Genomic DNA, 14294 nt, shown 5'->3' with positions numbered 1-14294 from the left:
CCTTCACTCCCAAACTACCCCAGCCGCAGATCCGTGCTGAAGGGTGCCGCCGGCGTCGCCATCGCCGCGCCCCTGCTCAGCGCCTGTGTCACCAGCGGGAGCAACGACGACAAGCCCGCGGCCAGCACGGGCGACAAGAGCGCCGACAACCCGCTCGGGGTCAAGGACGACGCCCCGCTCGAGGTCGTCATCTTCAAGGGCGGCTACGGCGACGACTACGCCAAGCACGCCGAGGACCTCTACAAGGGCAAGCACACCAAGGCGACGATCGACCACAAGGGCATCCAGAAGGTCGGCGAGGCGCTGCAGCCCCGGTTCGTCGCCAACACCCCGCCGGACGTCGTCGACAACACCGGCGCCGGCCGGCTCGACCTGGCCACGCTCGTCTCGGCCAAGCAGCTGTCGGACCTCACCGAGCTGCTCGACGCCCCGTCGTTCGACGACCCGGGCACGAAGGTGCGCGACACGCTGCTGCCCGGCGTCGTCGACGACGGCACCTTCGACAAGCAGGTCCTCACGCTGAACTTCACCTACACCGTGTGGGGCCTGTGGTACTCCAAGCCGCTGTTCGCGAGCAAGGGCTGGGCGTACCCGAAGACGTGGGACGAGATGCTCGCCCTGTGCGCCACGATCAAGGCGGCCGGCATCGCACCCTGGACCTACCAGGGCAAGTACCCGGAGTACATGAACGACCCGCTGCTCACCATGGCGGCCAAGATCGGCGGGGAGGCGCTGCTCAAGAGCGTCGACAACCTCGAGCCGAACGCGTGGAAGGCCGACGGGCTCAAGGCCGCCGCGGAGGCGTTCGCGGAGCTGGCCGCCAAGGGGTACATCATGAGCGGCTCCGAGGCCCTGTCCCACACCGAGTCGCAGGCCGCCTGGTGCCAGGGCAAGGCCGCGTTCATCCCCTGCGGCTCCTGGCTGGAGAGCGAGCAGAAGGGCGTCGCCCCCAACGGCTTCGACATGGTGATGGGCCCGGTGCCGTCCCGCACGGGCAGCGACAAGATGGGCGGGGCCGCGGTGCAGGCGGCGAGCTCCGAGTCCTACATCGTGCCGTCGAAGGCGAAGAACGTCGCCGGCGGGATGGAGTACCTGCGGATCCTGTTCTCCAAGCAGTCGGCGAAGAGCTTCGCGCAGTCGGCGGGCACGCTGCCGGCCGTGGCCGGGGCGACCGACGGGCTGACCCTGAGCAGCGGGCTCGGCTCGACGCGGGACGCGATCACGGCGGCGGGCAAGGAGGCGTTCAGCTTCAAGTTCCGCACCTGGTACGCCCCGCTGGCCAAGGCCGTCGACGACGCGACCGGCGAGCTGGTCAACAAGCGCGCCACCGCCGCCGAGTGGGCGGACCGGGTCCAGAAGGCCGCCGACGCGCTCGCGAAGGACTCCGGCGTCAAGAAGTACACCCGCTGATGAAGCACGGTCGGCTCCGGTTCCTCGTCGGTGCGCTCGTGCCCGCGCTGGTGCTGCACGTGCTGTTCGTGCTGTCCCCGTACGCGCAGGCGTTCTACCTGTCGCTCACCGACTGGACCGGCGTGGCCGGCGAGGCGCACTTCGTCGGGGCGGGCAACTACGCCCGCCTCGGCGGCGACTCCCTGTTCCTCGACGCGGTGCGCAACAACGCGATCATGCTCGTCGTGGTGCCCGTCGTGACCATCGGGCTCGGGCTGTTCCTGGCGAGCATGCTCCACCTCGGCGGGCGCGACGGGCGCCGGGGGATCGCGGGCACCCGCGTCTACCAGATCGTGTACTTCTTCCCGCAGCTGCTGTCGCTGGTCATCGTCGCCGTGCTGTGGCAGTTCATCTACAACCCGAACAACGGCCTGCTCAACGGGGCGCTGCGGGCGGCCGGACTCGGCTCGGCGGCGCGCAGCTGGCTGGCCGAGCCGAACCTGGCGCTGCCGGCCGTGATGGCCGTGCTGGTCTGGTCGTCGGCCGGGTTCTACATGGTGCTGTTCAGCGCGGCGATCGACTCGATCCCGAAGGAGCTCTTCGAGGCCGCGCTGCTCGACGGCGCGAGCGGCTGGGCGACGTTCCGCAAGGTGACGCTGCCCCTCGTGCGCGACACCGTGCAGGTCGCGTTCGTCTACCTCGGCATCGCGGCGCTCGACGGGTTCGCCGTCGTGCAGGTCATGACCGTGGGGCCGGGCGGGCCGGACGGGGCCACGGAGGTGATCGGGCTGTCGCTGTACCGCAACGCCTTCACCTACGGCAAGTTCGGCTACGCCTCGGCGATGGGGGTCGCGCTGTTCTTCGCGACGCTGACGCTGGCGGTGCTCGCCCTGCGCGCGGGCCGCAAGGAAAGGGTCGAGCTGGCATGACTCTGGCTTCGTTGGAGCGCACCGCGCCGGTCTCCGCGCCGCCGCGCCCCGCTCGTCCCCGCGCCCGGGTCGGAGAGGTGCTGCCGCACATCGCGATGCTGTGCTGGGGCGTGGTGACCGCGCTGCCGCTGCTGTGGGCGGTGATGAGCTCCTTCAAGACGGACAACGACATCCTGAACGACCCGTGGTCGGTGCCGTCGCGCCCGCACTTCGAGAACTGGTCGCGCGCCTGGAACCAGGCCGACATCGGGCGGTACTTCCTCAACAGCCTCATCGTCGTGGGCGGCGCGCTGCTGCTGACGATGCTGCTGGGCGCGCTGGTGGCCTATGCCCTGGCGCGGTACGAGTTCCGGGGCAACCGCCTCATCTACTACACGTTCGTCGCGGCCATGTTCTTCCCCGTGTTCCTCGCGCTGGTGCCGCTGTTCTTCGTCGTGCAGCAGCTGCACCTGCTCGGCACCTACCAGGGGCTGATCCTGGTCTACGCGGCCTACGCGGTGCCGTTCACCGTCTTCTTCCTGCACGCGTTCTTCCGCACGCTGCCCAACGAGGTCGCCGAGGCCGCGTTCATGGACGGCTGCTCGCACGCGGGGGTGTTCTTCCGCGTGATGCTGCCGATGGCCCGGCCGGGCCTGGTCGCCGTCGGCATCTTCAATTTCCTCGGGCTCTGGAACCAGTACCTGCTGCCGCTGGTTCTCAACCCCGACCCGGACCGGTACGTCCTGGCGCAGGGATTGGCCTCCCTGTCGGTCAGCCAGGGCTACCGCAGCGACTGGAGCGGACTGTTCGCCGGCCTGACGATCGCCATGCTGCCGGTGCTCATCGCCTACGTCGCGTTCCAACGGCACATCCGCGCCGGAATGACCGCCGGCGCGGTCAAGTAACACACCCGTGATTGTGTGTGGGGAGGGCTCTATCCATGTCAATCGGTAAACGTCGATCTATCGCGATCGCGTCCGGCATCGCGTTGGCCGGCGCCGTCGGAGCGTTCGCGATCACCGCGGCGACCGTCGGCACCGCCAGTGCCGCCGCGAACAACTGCGGCTACCTGTTCGACGACTTCAACTACAGCTCGTCCTCGGACGCGTCGCTGACCGCCCACGGGTGGGTGCCGCGCACCTACTCCGGCGGCCCCGGCGTGCCCGGCGCCACCTGGTCGGCCAACAGCATCTCCTTCCCGACCAACGGCGGCCAGAAGGTCATGCAGCTCACCGCGTCCACGGACGGCACCGGCGGGGGCACCAACCAGGCCGAGCTGTACACCAGCCAGAAGCGCTACCTCGAGGGCACCTACGCCTCGCGCATCCGCTTCACCGACGCGCCGACGAGCGGCAACGACGGCGACCACATCAACGAGACGTTCTTCACCATCAGCCCGCTCAACGGCGACCTCGACCCCACCTACAGCGAGCTGGACTTCTCGGAGTACCTGCCCAATGGCGGCTGGGGCGAGACCGGCCCGATCAACTACCAGACGACCTGGTACACCTACCGCAACGACCCGTGGTACGCCGACAACGTGCACTCGGAGCAGCGCCAGAGCTTCGACGGCTGGCACGACCTCGTGGTCACCGTCTCCGGCGGGCACGTCATCTACTACATCGACGGCCAGCAGGTCGGCGACCACTCCGGCAAGTTCTACCCGCGCCAGACGATGACCATCAACTGGAACCTGTGGTTCATCGACACCGCGGCCCACTCCGGCGGCCTCTCGACCTACATCCAGCAGGTCGACTGGGTGCTGTACGCCAAGAACCAGGTCCTCACCCCGAGCCAGGCGACGGCACAGGCGGCCGCCTACCGCGGCGCGGGCAACGCGTTCACCGACACGGTGGACTCGTCCGGCCCGTGCGTGACGCCGACCGGCTCCGCGACTCCGTCTTCGTCGGCCTCGCCGTCGAAGTCCCCGTCGGCGTCACCGTCGCCGTCGACCTCCACGCCGCCGGCCACCAACTGCGCGTCCGCTCCTGAGTGGACGATCAGCGGCATCTACACGGCCGGCCAGACGGTCAAGCACGAGAAGAGCGCCAACGGCAACCCGAACGGCCCGGCGTCGGGCCAGGGTAAGCACCTGTGGCGCGCGAAGTGGTGGACGCAGGGCTCGGAGCCCGGCTGGACCGCCAACTGGGAAGACCTCGGCCACTGCTGAGTAGGCTCTCCCTGCTGCTCGGGCCGGCGCCCCTTCGCTTGGGGCGCCGGCCCTCTTACGTTCTGTCATGCTTGGATGGCTCTGCGAGTTGATCGATGTCCTGGATTTTTTGGCGTCGGGTAGCATTGAGCAATCGGAACAGCACGCGCGACCCGCGTCCATCTTCTGCAGCACACTGTGGGCGTGAGGACGATGGTGACCTTCCGTCTCTTCGGAGGTGGGGAGAACGGCTCGGCCGATGATGTGACCGCGCATCTTGGACTGCGGCCCAGTCATGTATCGCGGGACGGTCTGGGCTGGCTGTTGTGCAGCGCATCTGGTGCTGAGGACGGCGTCGAACTCGCCGTGCAGTTGCGGCGGCTGCTGGACATCCTCGAGCCGGTGACGGGCCGGCTCTGGGAGCTGGTGGGATCGGGATACGAGGCGAACTGGCTGTGCTACCTCGGCTCCCACGCGACCGAGCACGCGGCGGAGCTGGATCGCGACACGATGCGGCGCCTGCTCGGCCTGCCTGGGGATTTGTGGCTGGACGTCTACGACGAGGAGCCATCGGCGTGACGCTCGCGGACGGCGGCCCCTTGGGAGTCGCGATCGGGCACGACGGTGTTCATGGCCGGGCCGACGCCAGAGCCAGGAGCGCCCTCGTCCGGATGCGTTCGCTCCAGGCCTGCTCGGTCAAGCTAGCCGACGAGCGGCGTGCCACGTGCACGCTTCTCGGCAGTTCAGCGGGGCGGTCGCCATCATGACTGTGGACACAAGCGAAAACCGAAGAGCGAAAACCTCAAATTTCTAGAAGAGGGAAAAACAATAGGCCGGACGGATTCGAAGCGTTCCTGATCCCGGGGCGTTGCCGTGGTGGCCACCGTCGGGGTTGAAGGGCAGGGCCGCGGAGACAACGTCGGCCCGCAGCTCTCGGGCGTCGGCCCGGGTGCGCCCCGATGGCGCCAGATGCAGGCCGCGTCGATGTCGGCCGCGATGGGGATCTTGATCGAGGTCGGTCCGCCGTCAGGGTGCTCGTAGAAGCTGCGAACCGTGCGCTTAACGCTCGCCACTGCCGCTGCTCAGGATGCTCTTCAACGCCGACGGCGGCCGGCCACGGCAACACCTCAGGATCGGGAACCCCTCGGCAACCGTCCGACCTATTGTTTTTCCCTTTGGAAAATTCAAAGGCTTGTTGCTTTTGCTTTTGTTCTGACCTGGCGGCGCTGACATCGTGCGAGTCCGTTCGCGGGAGGGCCGCGGCGAGGTTGGCCGCAGCCGCGGCCAGGTGCATCACCTCGTCCGCGATGCGGTCAGAAACTGGCCGCATCTCGCCCTAGCCTCATCCGTGTGCGGATCTCATTGCGGGCGCTCAATCGGACCTACCTGCGGCGGCAGCTCCTCGACGGTGGCGGAGGCGGCGAAAGCCCCCGAAGCGCCGCCGAAGTAGTCGCGCACCTCGTGGCCGTGCAGGCCCAGGAGGTAGATGCGCCATATGTCGGGCTTTGGGCGCGGACAAGAGGATTCGCGCACAGCGGGCTGCAGGACGCGTTGTCCGGCAAGGGCGTCGTCCGGGGTGGGCTGCTCCGCGGCACGCAGCACATCGTCGCCGCCGAGGACTACCTCTGGCTCCGGCCGTTGGTCTCGCGCAGCATGGGCAACACCGGGCTCTCCGCGTTCCGGCGGCAGCTCGACGGGATCGAGCTCAGCGAGCTCGCCGCCGCCGCGCGGGAGGTGCTCGGCGGGCGGACCATGACCCGGCCGCAGCTCGCCAAGGCGCTCGCGGCCCGGTATCCGGGGCGGGAAACCATGGCGCTCGCCTGGGCCGCGCAGCACCAGCTCGCGCTCATCCACCCGCCGCCCACCGGGATGTGGCGACGGCGCGGGCACGTGCACGTCGCGCTGGCCGAGGAGTGGATCGGGGCGCCGCTGCAAGACGCGCGGGAGGGGCGGGTGCAGGAGCTGTTCCGGCGGTACCTCAAAGGATGCGGGCCCGCCACCGTCGCCGACTTCCAGAACTGGTCCGGGCTCCGGCGGGTCCGCGACGACATCGAGGGGATGCGCCGCTCGCTGCGCGTGTACCTCGCCGACGACGGGCGGGAGCTGTTCGACCTGCCCGACGCCGAGATCGCCGACGCGGACGAGCCGGCTCCCGTGCGGTTCCTGCCCGAGTTCGACAACCTCGTGCTCAGTCACGAGGACCGCGGCCGCATCGTCGCGAGCGCCGCCGACCGGGCCGTGATCTGCCCGGGGTACTCCGTCGTGCGCCCCACGTTCCTCGAGGACGGGTTCGTCGCCGGCACGTGGGAGGTCCGGGGCGAAACCCTGGCCGTGCAACCGTTCCGGCCACTGCTCGACCCCGCGGCGGTCTGCGCCGAGGCGGCGAGGCTGCTCGAGTTTCTGCAGCTTCCGGACGGTACGACCGTGAAGTTAGAAGAGCGTCAGGGGGCCGACCGGTAACGGCTCCGGCAGCGGGGGCAGGCCGGGAAGCAGCGCCGCGACGGCGGCGTGGAAGTCGCGGGCCAGCTGCGGTGCGTCCGCGTTGTCCGGCGTGTGGATGAAGAACGTCGGGGAGCGGCCCTCGCGCAGCCACGCGGCCGCCTGGCGGGCCCAGCCCTGCCAGCCGTCGACGGTCTGCTGCCGATCGTCGCGGCCCAGGTACCGCACGATCGGCCACGACGTGAGCGCCGCCGTCCGCCGGGGCAGCCGCGGCTTCTTCAGCCACGCGTCGCGCTCGGCGTCGCTCGTCGGCGCCGCGGCGAAGAACGCCGTGGTGTCGAACGGCACCCACTCGGCCCCGGCCGCGACGAGCATGTCCTCGAGCAGGGTCGCTGCCCCGGCGAAGAACGCGGGATGCCGGACCTCGACGGCGCAGCGATATCCGGACGGGAGCCGGCGCAGGAACGCGGCCAGCAGCGGCACGTCCGACGGGGCGAAGGACGCCGGCAGTTGTACCCACAGTGCGTGCACCCGCGCCCCGAGCGGCTCGATCGCGTCGAGGAAGCCGCGCAGCTCGTCGTCCGCGCCCGTCAGGCGGTGCTCGTGCGTGACGGGCCGGGGCAGCTTGAGCACCATACGGAACTCGGGGCCGGTCTGCTCGGCCCAGGTCCGCACCGTCTCGCGGGTCGGGGTCGCGTAGAAGGTGGTGTTGCCCTCGACGGCGTTGCACCAGCCCGCGTAGGCGCGCAGCCGCTCCCCGGCCGGCAGCGGGTGCTCGACGAACCGCCCCTGCCACGACTTGAGGCTCCACATGGCGCAGCCGACGTGCAACGCGGGCATGGTCACGCCGAACACCGTAGGCGATCCGGCCGGCTGGACGGAAACCTCAGGTCGCGCGGAAACCTCAGGCCAGGAGGGCGGCGAACTCGGGCCGTCCGAAGGCGGTGCCCGCGATGCCCCAGCCGCCCTCGGCCGCCTCGGTGAGCAGGACCCAGGTGCGCTGGGCCTGGCTCGGGTCGCGGCTCACCTCGGCGACGATCCGCGTCGCCTCCGCCACCAGCTCCCGCTGGCCGTCGCGGGTGAGGACGCCGGGCGGGGTCAGGACCTGCACGCGTACCGTCCGCGCCTGATCGGTCGCCGCCGTGTGCACGGCGGACGCGGGAAGGCGGTGCAGGTAGGCGCCGGTGTTGTTCGTGTGCGCGGGCCCGGGCTCGGCGACCCCCTCGGCGTGCAGCAGGGCCGCGGTGAGCCGGGCGGCGAGCTCGCGGTCGGAGCCGGCCGGGAACAGGTCCTCGGGTGCGTAGACGTCGATCATGGGCATGGCGAAGCGGCTCCTTGGGCAGAGGACTATGCTGATCGTCATAGAACGTAAATTATGCCAGTCGTCATAGTCAAGACGGCGTGAGCGGGGAGTTGCCGGTGGCGGGCGAGGTGCGGGGCAAGATGGTCGAGGGTGCGGCGCTGCTGCTGGCGAAGCAGGGGCTGCAGGCGACCTCGTTCTCGGAGGTGCTGAAGGCGACCGGCGCGCCCCGCGGGTCGATCTACCACCACTTCCCGGAGGGCAAGGACCAGCTCGTCGACGCGGCCCTCGACCTGGTCGCGGCGCGCATGCTCGACGGGCTCGCCCAGCAGGCGGGGCGCAGCGCGGAGGAGGTCACCGCGTACGTGATCGGGGCCTGGCGCTTCGTGCTGGAGCGCTCCGGCTTCGCGGCCGGCTGCGCGGTGCTCGCGGTCACTGTCGCCGCCGACTCGCCGGAGCTCCTGCAGCGGGCCGCCGCGATCTTCCGGGCCTGGCGCGAGCGGCTGACCGGCCTCTACGTGCGGGCGGGGTTCGACGAGGCCCGCGCGGCCCGGTTCGCGGCGGCCGTCATCGCCGCCACCGAGGGCGCGGTCGTCATGTGCCGGGCCGAGCGCAGCCTCGAACCGCTGGAGCTGGTCGGCGAGACGCTCCTGGAGCAGGCCCGCCGCACATGACGAGGCGCAGCCACGAGCCCCTGGGGCGGGCCCGCCGCACATGACGAGGCGCCCGCCGGGAAAACCCGGCGGGCGCCTCGGAACGAGCTGCCTTACTCGGCCGTGAACGTCACGTTGCGACGGCGGCGGATGGCGAAGACCAGCCCCGCACCGCCCGCGATCAGGGCCGCGCCCGTGCCGACCATCGGCAGCGTGCTCGACGAGCCGGTGACCGGCAGGCTCGGGCTCGGCGACACCGACGGCGGCGGCGGGGTGACGGACTTCGACGTCTCGGGCGTCGGCGACGGGGACTTCGACGGCGACTTCGAGGGCGACGGCGTGTGCTCCGTCGGCTTGCAGTCACCCTTGAGCTGCACGGGCCGGCTCGCGAAGGACTTGGTGTAACCGTCCGACCAGTGGGCGTCGACACTCAGGGTGAGGCTCTTGTTGGTGGTACCGGCGTACGTGGTGGTGAACGAGCTGCTGCTGCCGGGCTTGCCCTTCTCCTTCAAGCTGATGGCGGCGTGGGTCTCGCCCGTCTCGTTGATCTTGATGTTGGTCAGATCAACGGTCTTGTCGTAGTCGTTGCTGACCGTCCAGGTCACCGTATACGTGCCGTTGACACCGCAATCCGCCTTGCCAACCGGACCCGCGCTGTGCGCGCTGGCCGGGGTAGCGAAGAGGGTCGATAGGCCGACGGCGGCAGCCGCGGCGAAAGTGCCGACGGCAGCCTTCCTGAACAGCGAGTTTTTCACGTCGTCTCCTACGGGGCAGAACTTAGCGACGACACAACATAGTGCGGCTCGCCCCGTCGGCGACAGTCGTAAGGGCATAGAAATTCGCGAGTGGTACGGGTTTGTCCGGATTCTTCAAAAAAATAATGAAGATCTATGATCCTCTTAATCACTCGATGCGGTGAACCCGTTACAACATAAGGGCAAACGCCGAGCTGGCGGCCGTGATGGCCCTCCGTAATGGTGGCAGAACGCTAGGTGTATGCCACGACGGATCTCGATGGATGCGCGACCGAGTCGCGGTCGAGGACATGGCGGCGCTTCGATGCCGTCGGGCACGCCCGGGCCGGCGTTTGAGGGAAGTCTTAAGTCGGCGCCCGACGGTCACGCAAAGTAGTCGTCGAGGGCGCCGGGTGGGCCGGAATAGGATCGCGCCGGTGGAGACGGCGCAGATCCTGCAGCACGCGTCGCTGCTCACCCTCCCGCAGCTCCAGGTCGCCGAGATCCTGTCCCTGCGCGCCGAGGGCACGCGGCGCCGGGATCTGGCGCGGGCGCTCGGCGTCGAGCCCGGCGACCCGCGGCTCGAGGCCGCGCTGCACGCCCTGCGCGAGCGCGGGCTCGCGTGGCCGGACGGCGAGTGGATCCGCACCGTCGAACTGCACAAGGTCCTCGCCAACAGCTACGGGTTCGGGCGGGCCGCCGCGCACGAGATGACGTACCTCCCGCTGGAACAACTGCAGCGCGTCGCCCACGAGCTCGGCGTGCTCGGAGGGCCCAGCGGGCGCGACCACGCGCAGCTCGTCCGGGCCATCGGCGCCGCGCTCGCCGACCCGGACTTCGTGCGCGAGCAGTTCCGGCTCGCCCCGAAGGCGGCCCAGGACATCCTGCGCGACCTCGCCGCCGGGGAGCCGTTCTACGCCGACCCGCACGCCCTGCTCGCGCTGCGCACCAACCGCCGGGGCACCCCGCTGCGCTTCGCCGTCGACCGGGGACTGCTCATCTTCAACGGGTACTACGGCGCCGCTCTCTCCATGCCCAGCGAGGTCGGGGCCGCGCTGCGCCCCGGGTTCCGGGCGGACTTCGACACCACCCCGCCCGCACCGGCATCGGTCGCGATCAGCCCCGAGGCCGTCGACCGGTCCGGGGCGGCCGCGGCCGGGGCGGCCCTCGCGTCCGTCGTCACGCTGCTGGAGGAGTGCGGCCGGACCCCGGTGCCGATCCTCAAGGCGGGCGGGATCGGGCTGCGCGAGGTACGCAAGCTGGCCCGGCTCATCGACTCCGACGAGGAGGGCGTGCGGTTCTGGCTCACCGTCGCCGGCATGAACGGGCTGATCGGCATCGCCGCTGACCGGGTCGCGCCGTCGGCCGAGTTCGACGCCTGGCTCAAGCTCGACCCGGCCGAGCGGTTCGCGTGGCTGCTCGAGGGCTGGCTGCGGATGCCGGCCGCGCCGCTGCTGCTCGACGGCCGCCCCGCGCTGGTCGGCAGCGAGCACGACGAGAGCAGCGCCGTGCTGCGGGTGACCCTCGCCGCCGTGCTCACCTCGCTCCCGCCCGGGCGCGGGGCGGCCGGGCTGGACGGGCTGGCCGCGATGCTGGCCTACCTGCGGCCGCTGGTCGCCGGCGATGCCGATGAGGTCGTACCGCTGGCCGCCGCCCTCTGGCGCGAATGCGAGCTCATCGGCGTGGGCGCGCACTACGCCCCGACGTCGCTCGGGCACGCGCTCGCGTCCGGCGACGGCGAGCGGATGGCCGGGGTCCTGCGCGACTTCCTGCCGGCGGCCGAGGAGACGGTACTGCTGCAGAGCGACCTGACCGCGATCGCCACCGGCACCCCGTCCGCATCGCTGAGCGCCCTGCTGGACCTGGCCGCCGAGCGCGAGTCCCGGGGCGGCGGCTCCACGTGGCGGTTCACGGAGGCCTCGGTGCGCCGCGCGTTCGACGCCGGCGCCGGCGCCGGCGAGCTCATCGCGCGCATCCGCGCGGCGGCGGCCGGCGGGCGGGTGCCGCAGCCGCTGGAGTACCTGGTCGCCGACCTCGGCCGCCGGCACGGCAACGTGCGGGTGCGCACGGTCGGCTGCGTGCTGCGCAGCGACGACACCGCGCTGCTGGGCGAGATCATGCGCGTGCGCAGCCTGGCGCGGCTGGAGCTGGCCGAGCTGGCCCCGACCGTGCTGTCGAGCGCCCTGGGCCCCGCGGAGACCCTGGCCGCCCTGCGCCAGGCCGGCTACGTGCCGGCGGCCGAGAACGCCGACGGCACCATCGCCTTCGAGCGCCCGGCCCGGCACCGGGCTAGAGGGACCGATCCAGAAAGCTGATCACCGCCCGCGTCAGGGCGATGCGCCGATCCGAGAAGGCGTGGTCGGACGGCAGCAGCATCGTCTCGCAGCGCTCGATGCCGGCGTAGGCGCGCACCAGCGGGTCGTGGTGCAGGGCCGGTGGCGCGACGGTGTCGTCCTGCGCCGCGACGAGCAGCACCGGGCGGTCCGCGAGCCGGGGCGCGAGGCTCGCCAGGCGCCACGACGGGCCGTTGGCGCGCATCTCCTCGAACAGCGCGTCGCCGCTGGTGCCCCGCAACGGCAGCGGGTCGGAGGCGAACATGGCGCGGGTCTGCTCCAGTACGCCTTCCGGCTCCTGGGAAACGGCCCCGAGGTCGTAGGCGGCCAGGGCCGCGACCGCGCGCACCGACGCATCGCCGGCCGCCGTGTGCAGGGCCGCGAAGCCGCCGACGCTGTGCCCGACCACCGCGACGCGACCGGGGTCCAGCGACGGGTCGAGCCCGGGGGCGGCCGCGGCCGTGCGGGCGGCGTCGGCGAGGACGTTCGACCAGGAGTACGCGCCGCCGACGCCCCACGAGCCGCGGTAGTGCACGACCAGCGCGGCGTATCCGGCCCGCCGCAGCGCCTGCGCGAGGTCGAAGTTGCGCTCGTTGCCGGGGAAGCCGTGCAGCACCACGACGACCGGGTGCGGCCCGGGCCCGGCCGGGAGGTGCAGGACGCCCAGCAGCGGCACGCCGGCGCTGTCGAAGCGCACCTCGGGCGTGCGGGCGCGGGGGAGCAGGGCCGGGTCGGGGTCGGTCAGCCAGCGATCATCCATGCGGATGTTGTACCGTGCGTGCGCGCCCGGCGGGGAGGAGAATTCGAGCATGACCGCGAAGCCAGTGAACCTGACCGAGGCGCTCCAGTCGTTCACCGAGGTCTACAGCCCGCGGATCGTCGCGCGGATGAACGACTACGACGTCCGGGTCGCCCACACGCGCGGCGAGCACGTGTGGCACACGCACGCCGACACCGACGAGTTCTTCCTCGTGCTCGACGGGCGGTTCGACATCGCCATCCGCGAGGCGGACGGCCACGAGCACACCGTCGTGCTGCATCCGGGCGACACGTATGTCGTGCCGCGCGGTACCGAACACAAACCGTCGTCGCCGGGCGGCTCCATCCTCATGTTCGAGCCGACCGGGACGCTCACGACCGGCGATGCCGTCGCAGGCGAGATCCCCGCACACGTCGACAGCACCGCCGGGCACGATCTGGTCTAGTGCGCGACCGGGCAGCCATTCGTCAGGCGGCCCAGGAACGCGTTCGGGTCGTAGTAGTGCTCGACCTCGAGCAGCTTCAGGTCGTCGTTCACCTTGGCGACGCTGATGCCGAACATTTCCACGGTCTCGCCGGTCGGCTGGAAACCGTGGTATTCGCCGGTGAAGGCGCCCCAGTGGCGCCACTTGAACGTGACGACCGGGGGCGGGCTCAGGACCTCGAGGACTTCCCAGTAGAAACCGCCCGGGAACGCCTTGTGGAAGATGTGGTGCGAGGATTCGAACGATTCCTGGCCCGACTTGTAGAAGGCGCTGTCACCGATCAGGATGTTGTAGCTGCCGATGTCGGCGATGTCCTGCGCGCTGGCCCACGCCCCACCGTTGACGTTGGTGCGGAAGTGCTCCGTCACCATCGACACCCAGGTCGCGGGGTCCTTCTTGTGCGAGACCTCCATCTCGAAGACCTGCACGATGCTCTCGACGACCGCCTCGAGCGAGTCGGGCGCGAATTGGTGGGTGCGCTGGCCCGGCATCACCGTGTGGGAAAGGTGGTAGTCGGGGGTTCCCTCGCGCCAGTCGTCCGGGTTCGCGGCTTCCACGACGGCCGAACGACCCTGTAACCACAGGGGGGTTTCGGTCACGCTGACGTCCCTTCGCGGTATGTGACGGGGAAGTGATCGCCTGCGATCGTGGGCTAACGCATTGCCGTGCGTCAACCCCGTTGAGTAAATGCGCTGGACAATCCAAGTAAGATCACCGGCATCAATGTTAATTCCGTGTTTCCTCTGGTGGCGCGAGGCGGTCGAAGCGATTCCGGACCCGCCCGCGAGGATTTCCCGGACGGTCCGGCCCGGCGCTAGCTCGACGCCAGGCGCTGCTCCACAGTGGCGACCTTCGACTCCAGGCGGCCCACCGGGCCGTCGCGCCAGTCGACCTTGATCACGGTGCTGGTGCGCGGGGCCGAGGCCTGCACGACCGCCACCGCCGCCTGCACGACCGCCATCACCTCCTCCCACGTCGAGCCCTCCACCGTGGTGAACATGGCATCCGTCCGGTTCGGCAGCCCCGAGGCCCGGACCACTCGGACCGCCTCGGCGACGAGGGAACCCACGTCCTCCCCGAGCCCGAGCGGCGTGACACTGAACGCGACAAGCACAGACATGCACTCGACGCTAACCTGGGCAACC

The 14294-nt window shown here is 70.6% G+C and carries 15 protein-coding genes; 9 read left to right on the top strand and 6 right to left on the bottom strand.

The window, feature by feature from the left end; all coding sequences use genetic code 11:
* Positions 1-33 precede the first annotated feature (33 nt).
* The 6 genes from ngcE to ABT369_RS27930 all read left to right on the top strand — a co-directional run bounded on the left by ngcE (position 34) and on the right by ABT369_RS27930 (position 6906).
* Positions 34-1410 (top strand): N-acetylglucosamine/diacetylchitobiose ABC transporter substrate-binding protein, encoded by a 1377-nt coding sequence (gene ngcE, locus ABT369_RS27955; RefSeq protein ID WP_350616293.1) that lies wholly within the window; start codon positions 34-36, stop codon positions 1408-1410.
* Positions 1410-2318: a carbohydrate ABC transporter permease gene (locus ABT369_RS27950; protein WP_350616291.1), complete on the top strand. Its 909-nt coding sequence runs from the start codon at positions 1410-1412 to the stop codon at positions 2316-2318. Before ngcE ends, ABT369_RS27950 begins: the two co-directional genes overlap by 1 nt.
* On the top strand, positions 2315-3202 hold the full coding sequence (locus ABT369_RS27945) for a carbohydrate ABC transporter permease (RefSeq protein ID WP_350616289.1): 888 nt from the start codon (positions 2315-2317) through the stop codon (positions 3200-3202). The genes ABT369_RS27950 and ABT369_RS27945 overlap by 4 nt, the downstream gene beginning before the upstream one ends.
* A 35-nt stretch (positions 3203-3237) precedes the next feature.
* Complete coding sequence (locus tag ABT369_RS27940) at positions 3238-4467, top strand: glycosyl hydrolase (RefSeq protein WP_350616288.1); 1230 nt, start codon at positions 3238-3240, stop codon at positions 4465-4467.
* Between the two features lie 192 nt (positions 4468-4659).
* Positions 4660-5025 (top strand): DUF4279 domain-containing protein, encoded by a 366-nt coding sequence (locus ABT369_RS27935; protein WP_350616433.1) that lies wholly within the window; start codon positions 4660-4662, stop codon positions 5023-5025.
* Positions 5026-5796: 771 nt separating this feature from the next.
* On the top strand, positions 5797-6906 hold the full coding sequence (locus tag ABT369_RS27930) for a winged helix DNA-binding domain-containing protein (protein WP_350616286.1): 1110 nt from the start codon (positions 5797-5799) through the stop codon (positions 6904-6906).
* Here the strand turns inward: ABT369_RS27930 and ABT369_RS27925 are convergent.
* Positions 6877-7725, bottom strand: a complete 849-nt coding sequence (locus ABT369_RS27925; protein WP_502891831.1) for a DUF72 domain-containing protein — start codon at positions 7723-7725, stop codon at positions 6877-6879. The two genes, ABT369_RS27930 and ABT369_RS27925, sit on opposite strands and share 30 nt — an antisense overlap.
* Positions 7726-7789: 64 nt before the next feature.
* Entirely contained in the window at positions 7790-8206 is a 417-nt protein-coding gene (locus tag ABT369_RS27920; protein WP_350616284.1) for a tautomerase family protein, read from the bottom strand.
* A gap of 80 nt (positions 8207-8286) precedes the next feature.
* Between ABT369_RS27920 and ABT369_RS27915 the strand changes: the two genes are divergently transcribed.
* Positions 8287-8859 carry a TetR/AcrR family transcriptional regulator gene (locus ABT369_RS27915; protein WP_350616282.1) on the top strand — a complete coding sequence of 191 codons (573 nt, stop codon included), beginning with the start codon at positions 8287-8289 and terminating at the stop codon, positions 8857-8859.
* Positions 8860-8951: 92 nt separating this feature from the next.
* Here the strand turns inward: ABT369_RS27915 and ABT369_RS27910 are convergent, their stop codons facing one another.
* A complete protein-coding gene (locus ABT369_RS27910; RefSeq protein WP_350616281.1) occupies positions 8952-9443 on the bottom strand; it encodes an LAVTG motif-containing sortase-dependent surface protein in 492 nt (163 codons plus the stop codon).
* Between the two features lie 566 nt (positions 9444-10009).
* On the opposite strand from ABT369_RS27910, the gene ABT369_RS27905 reads away from it, so the two are divergent.
* On the top strand, positions 10010-11887 hold the full coding sequence (locus ABT369_RS27905) for a helicase-associated domain-containing protein (protein WP_350616280.1): 1878 nt from the start codon (positions 10010-10012) through the stop codon (positions 11885-11887).
* Here the strand turns inward: ABT369_RS27905 and ABT369_RS27900 are convergent.
* Positions 11862-12665: an alpha/beta hydrolase family protein gene (locus ABT369_RS27900; RefSeq protein WP_350616279.1), complete on the bottom strand. Its 804-nt coding sequence runs from the start codon at positions 12663-12665 to the stop codon at positions 11862-11864. The two genes, ABT369_RS27905 and ABT369_RS27900, sit on opposite strands and share 26 nt — an antisense overlap.
* Before the next feature lie 49 nt (positions 12666-12714).
* On the opposite strand from ABT369_RS27900, the gene ABT369_RS27895 reads away from it, so the two are divergent.
* A complete protein-coding gene (locus ABT369_RS27895; protein WP_350616277.1) occupies positions 12715-13110 on the top strand; it encodes a cupin domain-containing protein in 396 nt (131 codons plus the stop codon).
* Here ABT369_RS27895 and ABT369_RS27890 read toward each other — a convergent pair.
* Positions 13107-13748: a SnoaL-like polyketide cyclase gene (locus ABT369_RS27890; RefSeq protein WP_350616276.1), complete on the bottom strand. Its 642-nt coding sequence runs from the start codon at positions 13746-13748 to the stop codon at positions 13107-13109. The two genes, ABT369_RS27895 and ABT369_RS27890, sit on opposite strands and share 4 nt — an antisense overlap.
* Before the next feature lie 215 nt (positions 13749-13963).
* Entirely contained in the window at positions 13964-14269 is a 306-nt protein-coding gene (locus ABT369_RS27885; RefSeq protein ID WP_350616274.1) for a thiamine-binding protein, read from the bottom strand.
* Positions 14270-14294 lie beyond the last annotated feature (25 nt).

Source organism: Dactylosporangium sp. NPDC000244, assembly GCF_040300725.1.
Classification (GTDB): domain Bacteria; phylum Actinomycetota; class Actinomycetes; order Mycobacteriales; family Micromonosporaceae; genus Dactylosporangium.
Note: the sequence above shows the minus strand (reverse complement) of the source record. Positions and strands in the feature narration are given on the sequence as shown.

Coding starts and splice junctions, on each gene's coding strand:
- ABT369_RS27885 (WP_350616274.1), bottom strand. CDS start 14,269: ATGTCTGTGCTTGTCGCGTTCAGTGTCACGCCGCTCGGGCTCGGGGAG.
- ABT369_RS27925 (WP_502891831.1), bottom strand. CDS start 7,725: ATGCCCGCGTTGCACGTCGGCTGCGCCATGTGGAGCCTCAAGTCGTGG.
- ABT369_RS27900 (WP_350616279.1), bottom strand. CDS start 12,665: ATGGATGATCGCTGGCTGACCGACCCCGACCCGGCCCTGCTCCCCCGC.
- ABT369_RS27895 (WP_350616277.1), top strand. CDS start 12,715: ATGACCGCGAAGCCAGTGAACCTGACCGAGGCGCTCCAGTCGTTCACC.
- ABT369_RS27950 (WP_350616291.1), top strand. CDS start 1,410: ATGAAGCACGGTCGGCTCCGGTTCCTCGTCGGTGCGCTCGTGCCCGCG.
- ABT369_RS27920 (WP_350616284.1), bottom strand. CDS start 8,206: ATGCCCATGATCGACGTCTACGCACCCGAGGACCTGTTCCCGGCCGGC.
- ABT369_RS27940 (WP_350616288.1), top strand. CDS start 3,238: ATGTCAATCGGTAAACGTCGATCTATCGCGATCGCGTCCGGCATCGCG.
- ABT369_RS27945 (WP_350616289.1), top strand. CDS start 2,315: ATGACTCTGGCTTCGTTGGAGCGCACCGCGCCGGTCTCCGCGCCGCCG.
- ABT369_RS27935 (WP_350616433.1), top strand. CDS start 4,660: ATGGTGACCTTCCGTCTCTTCGGAGGTGGGGAGAACGGCTCGGCCGAT.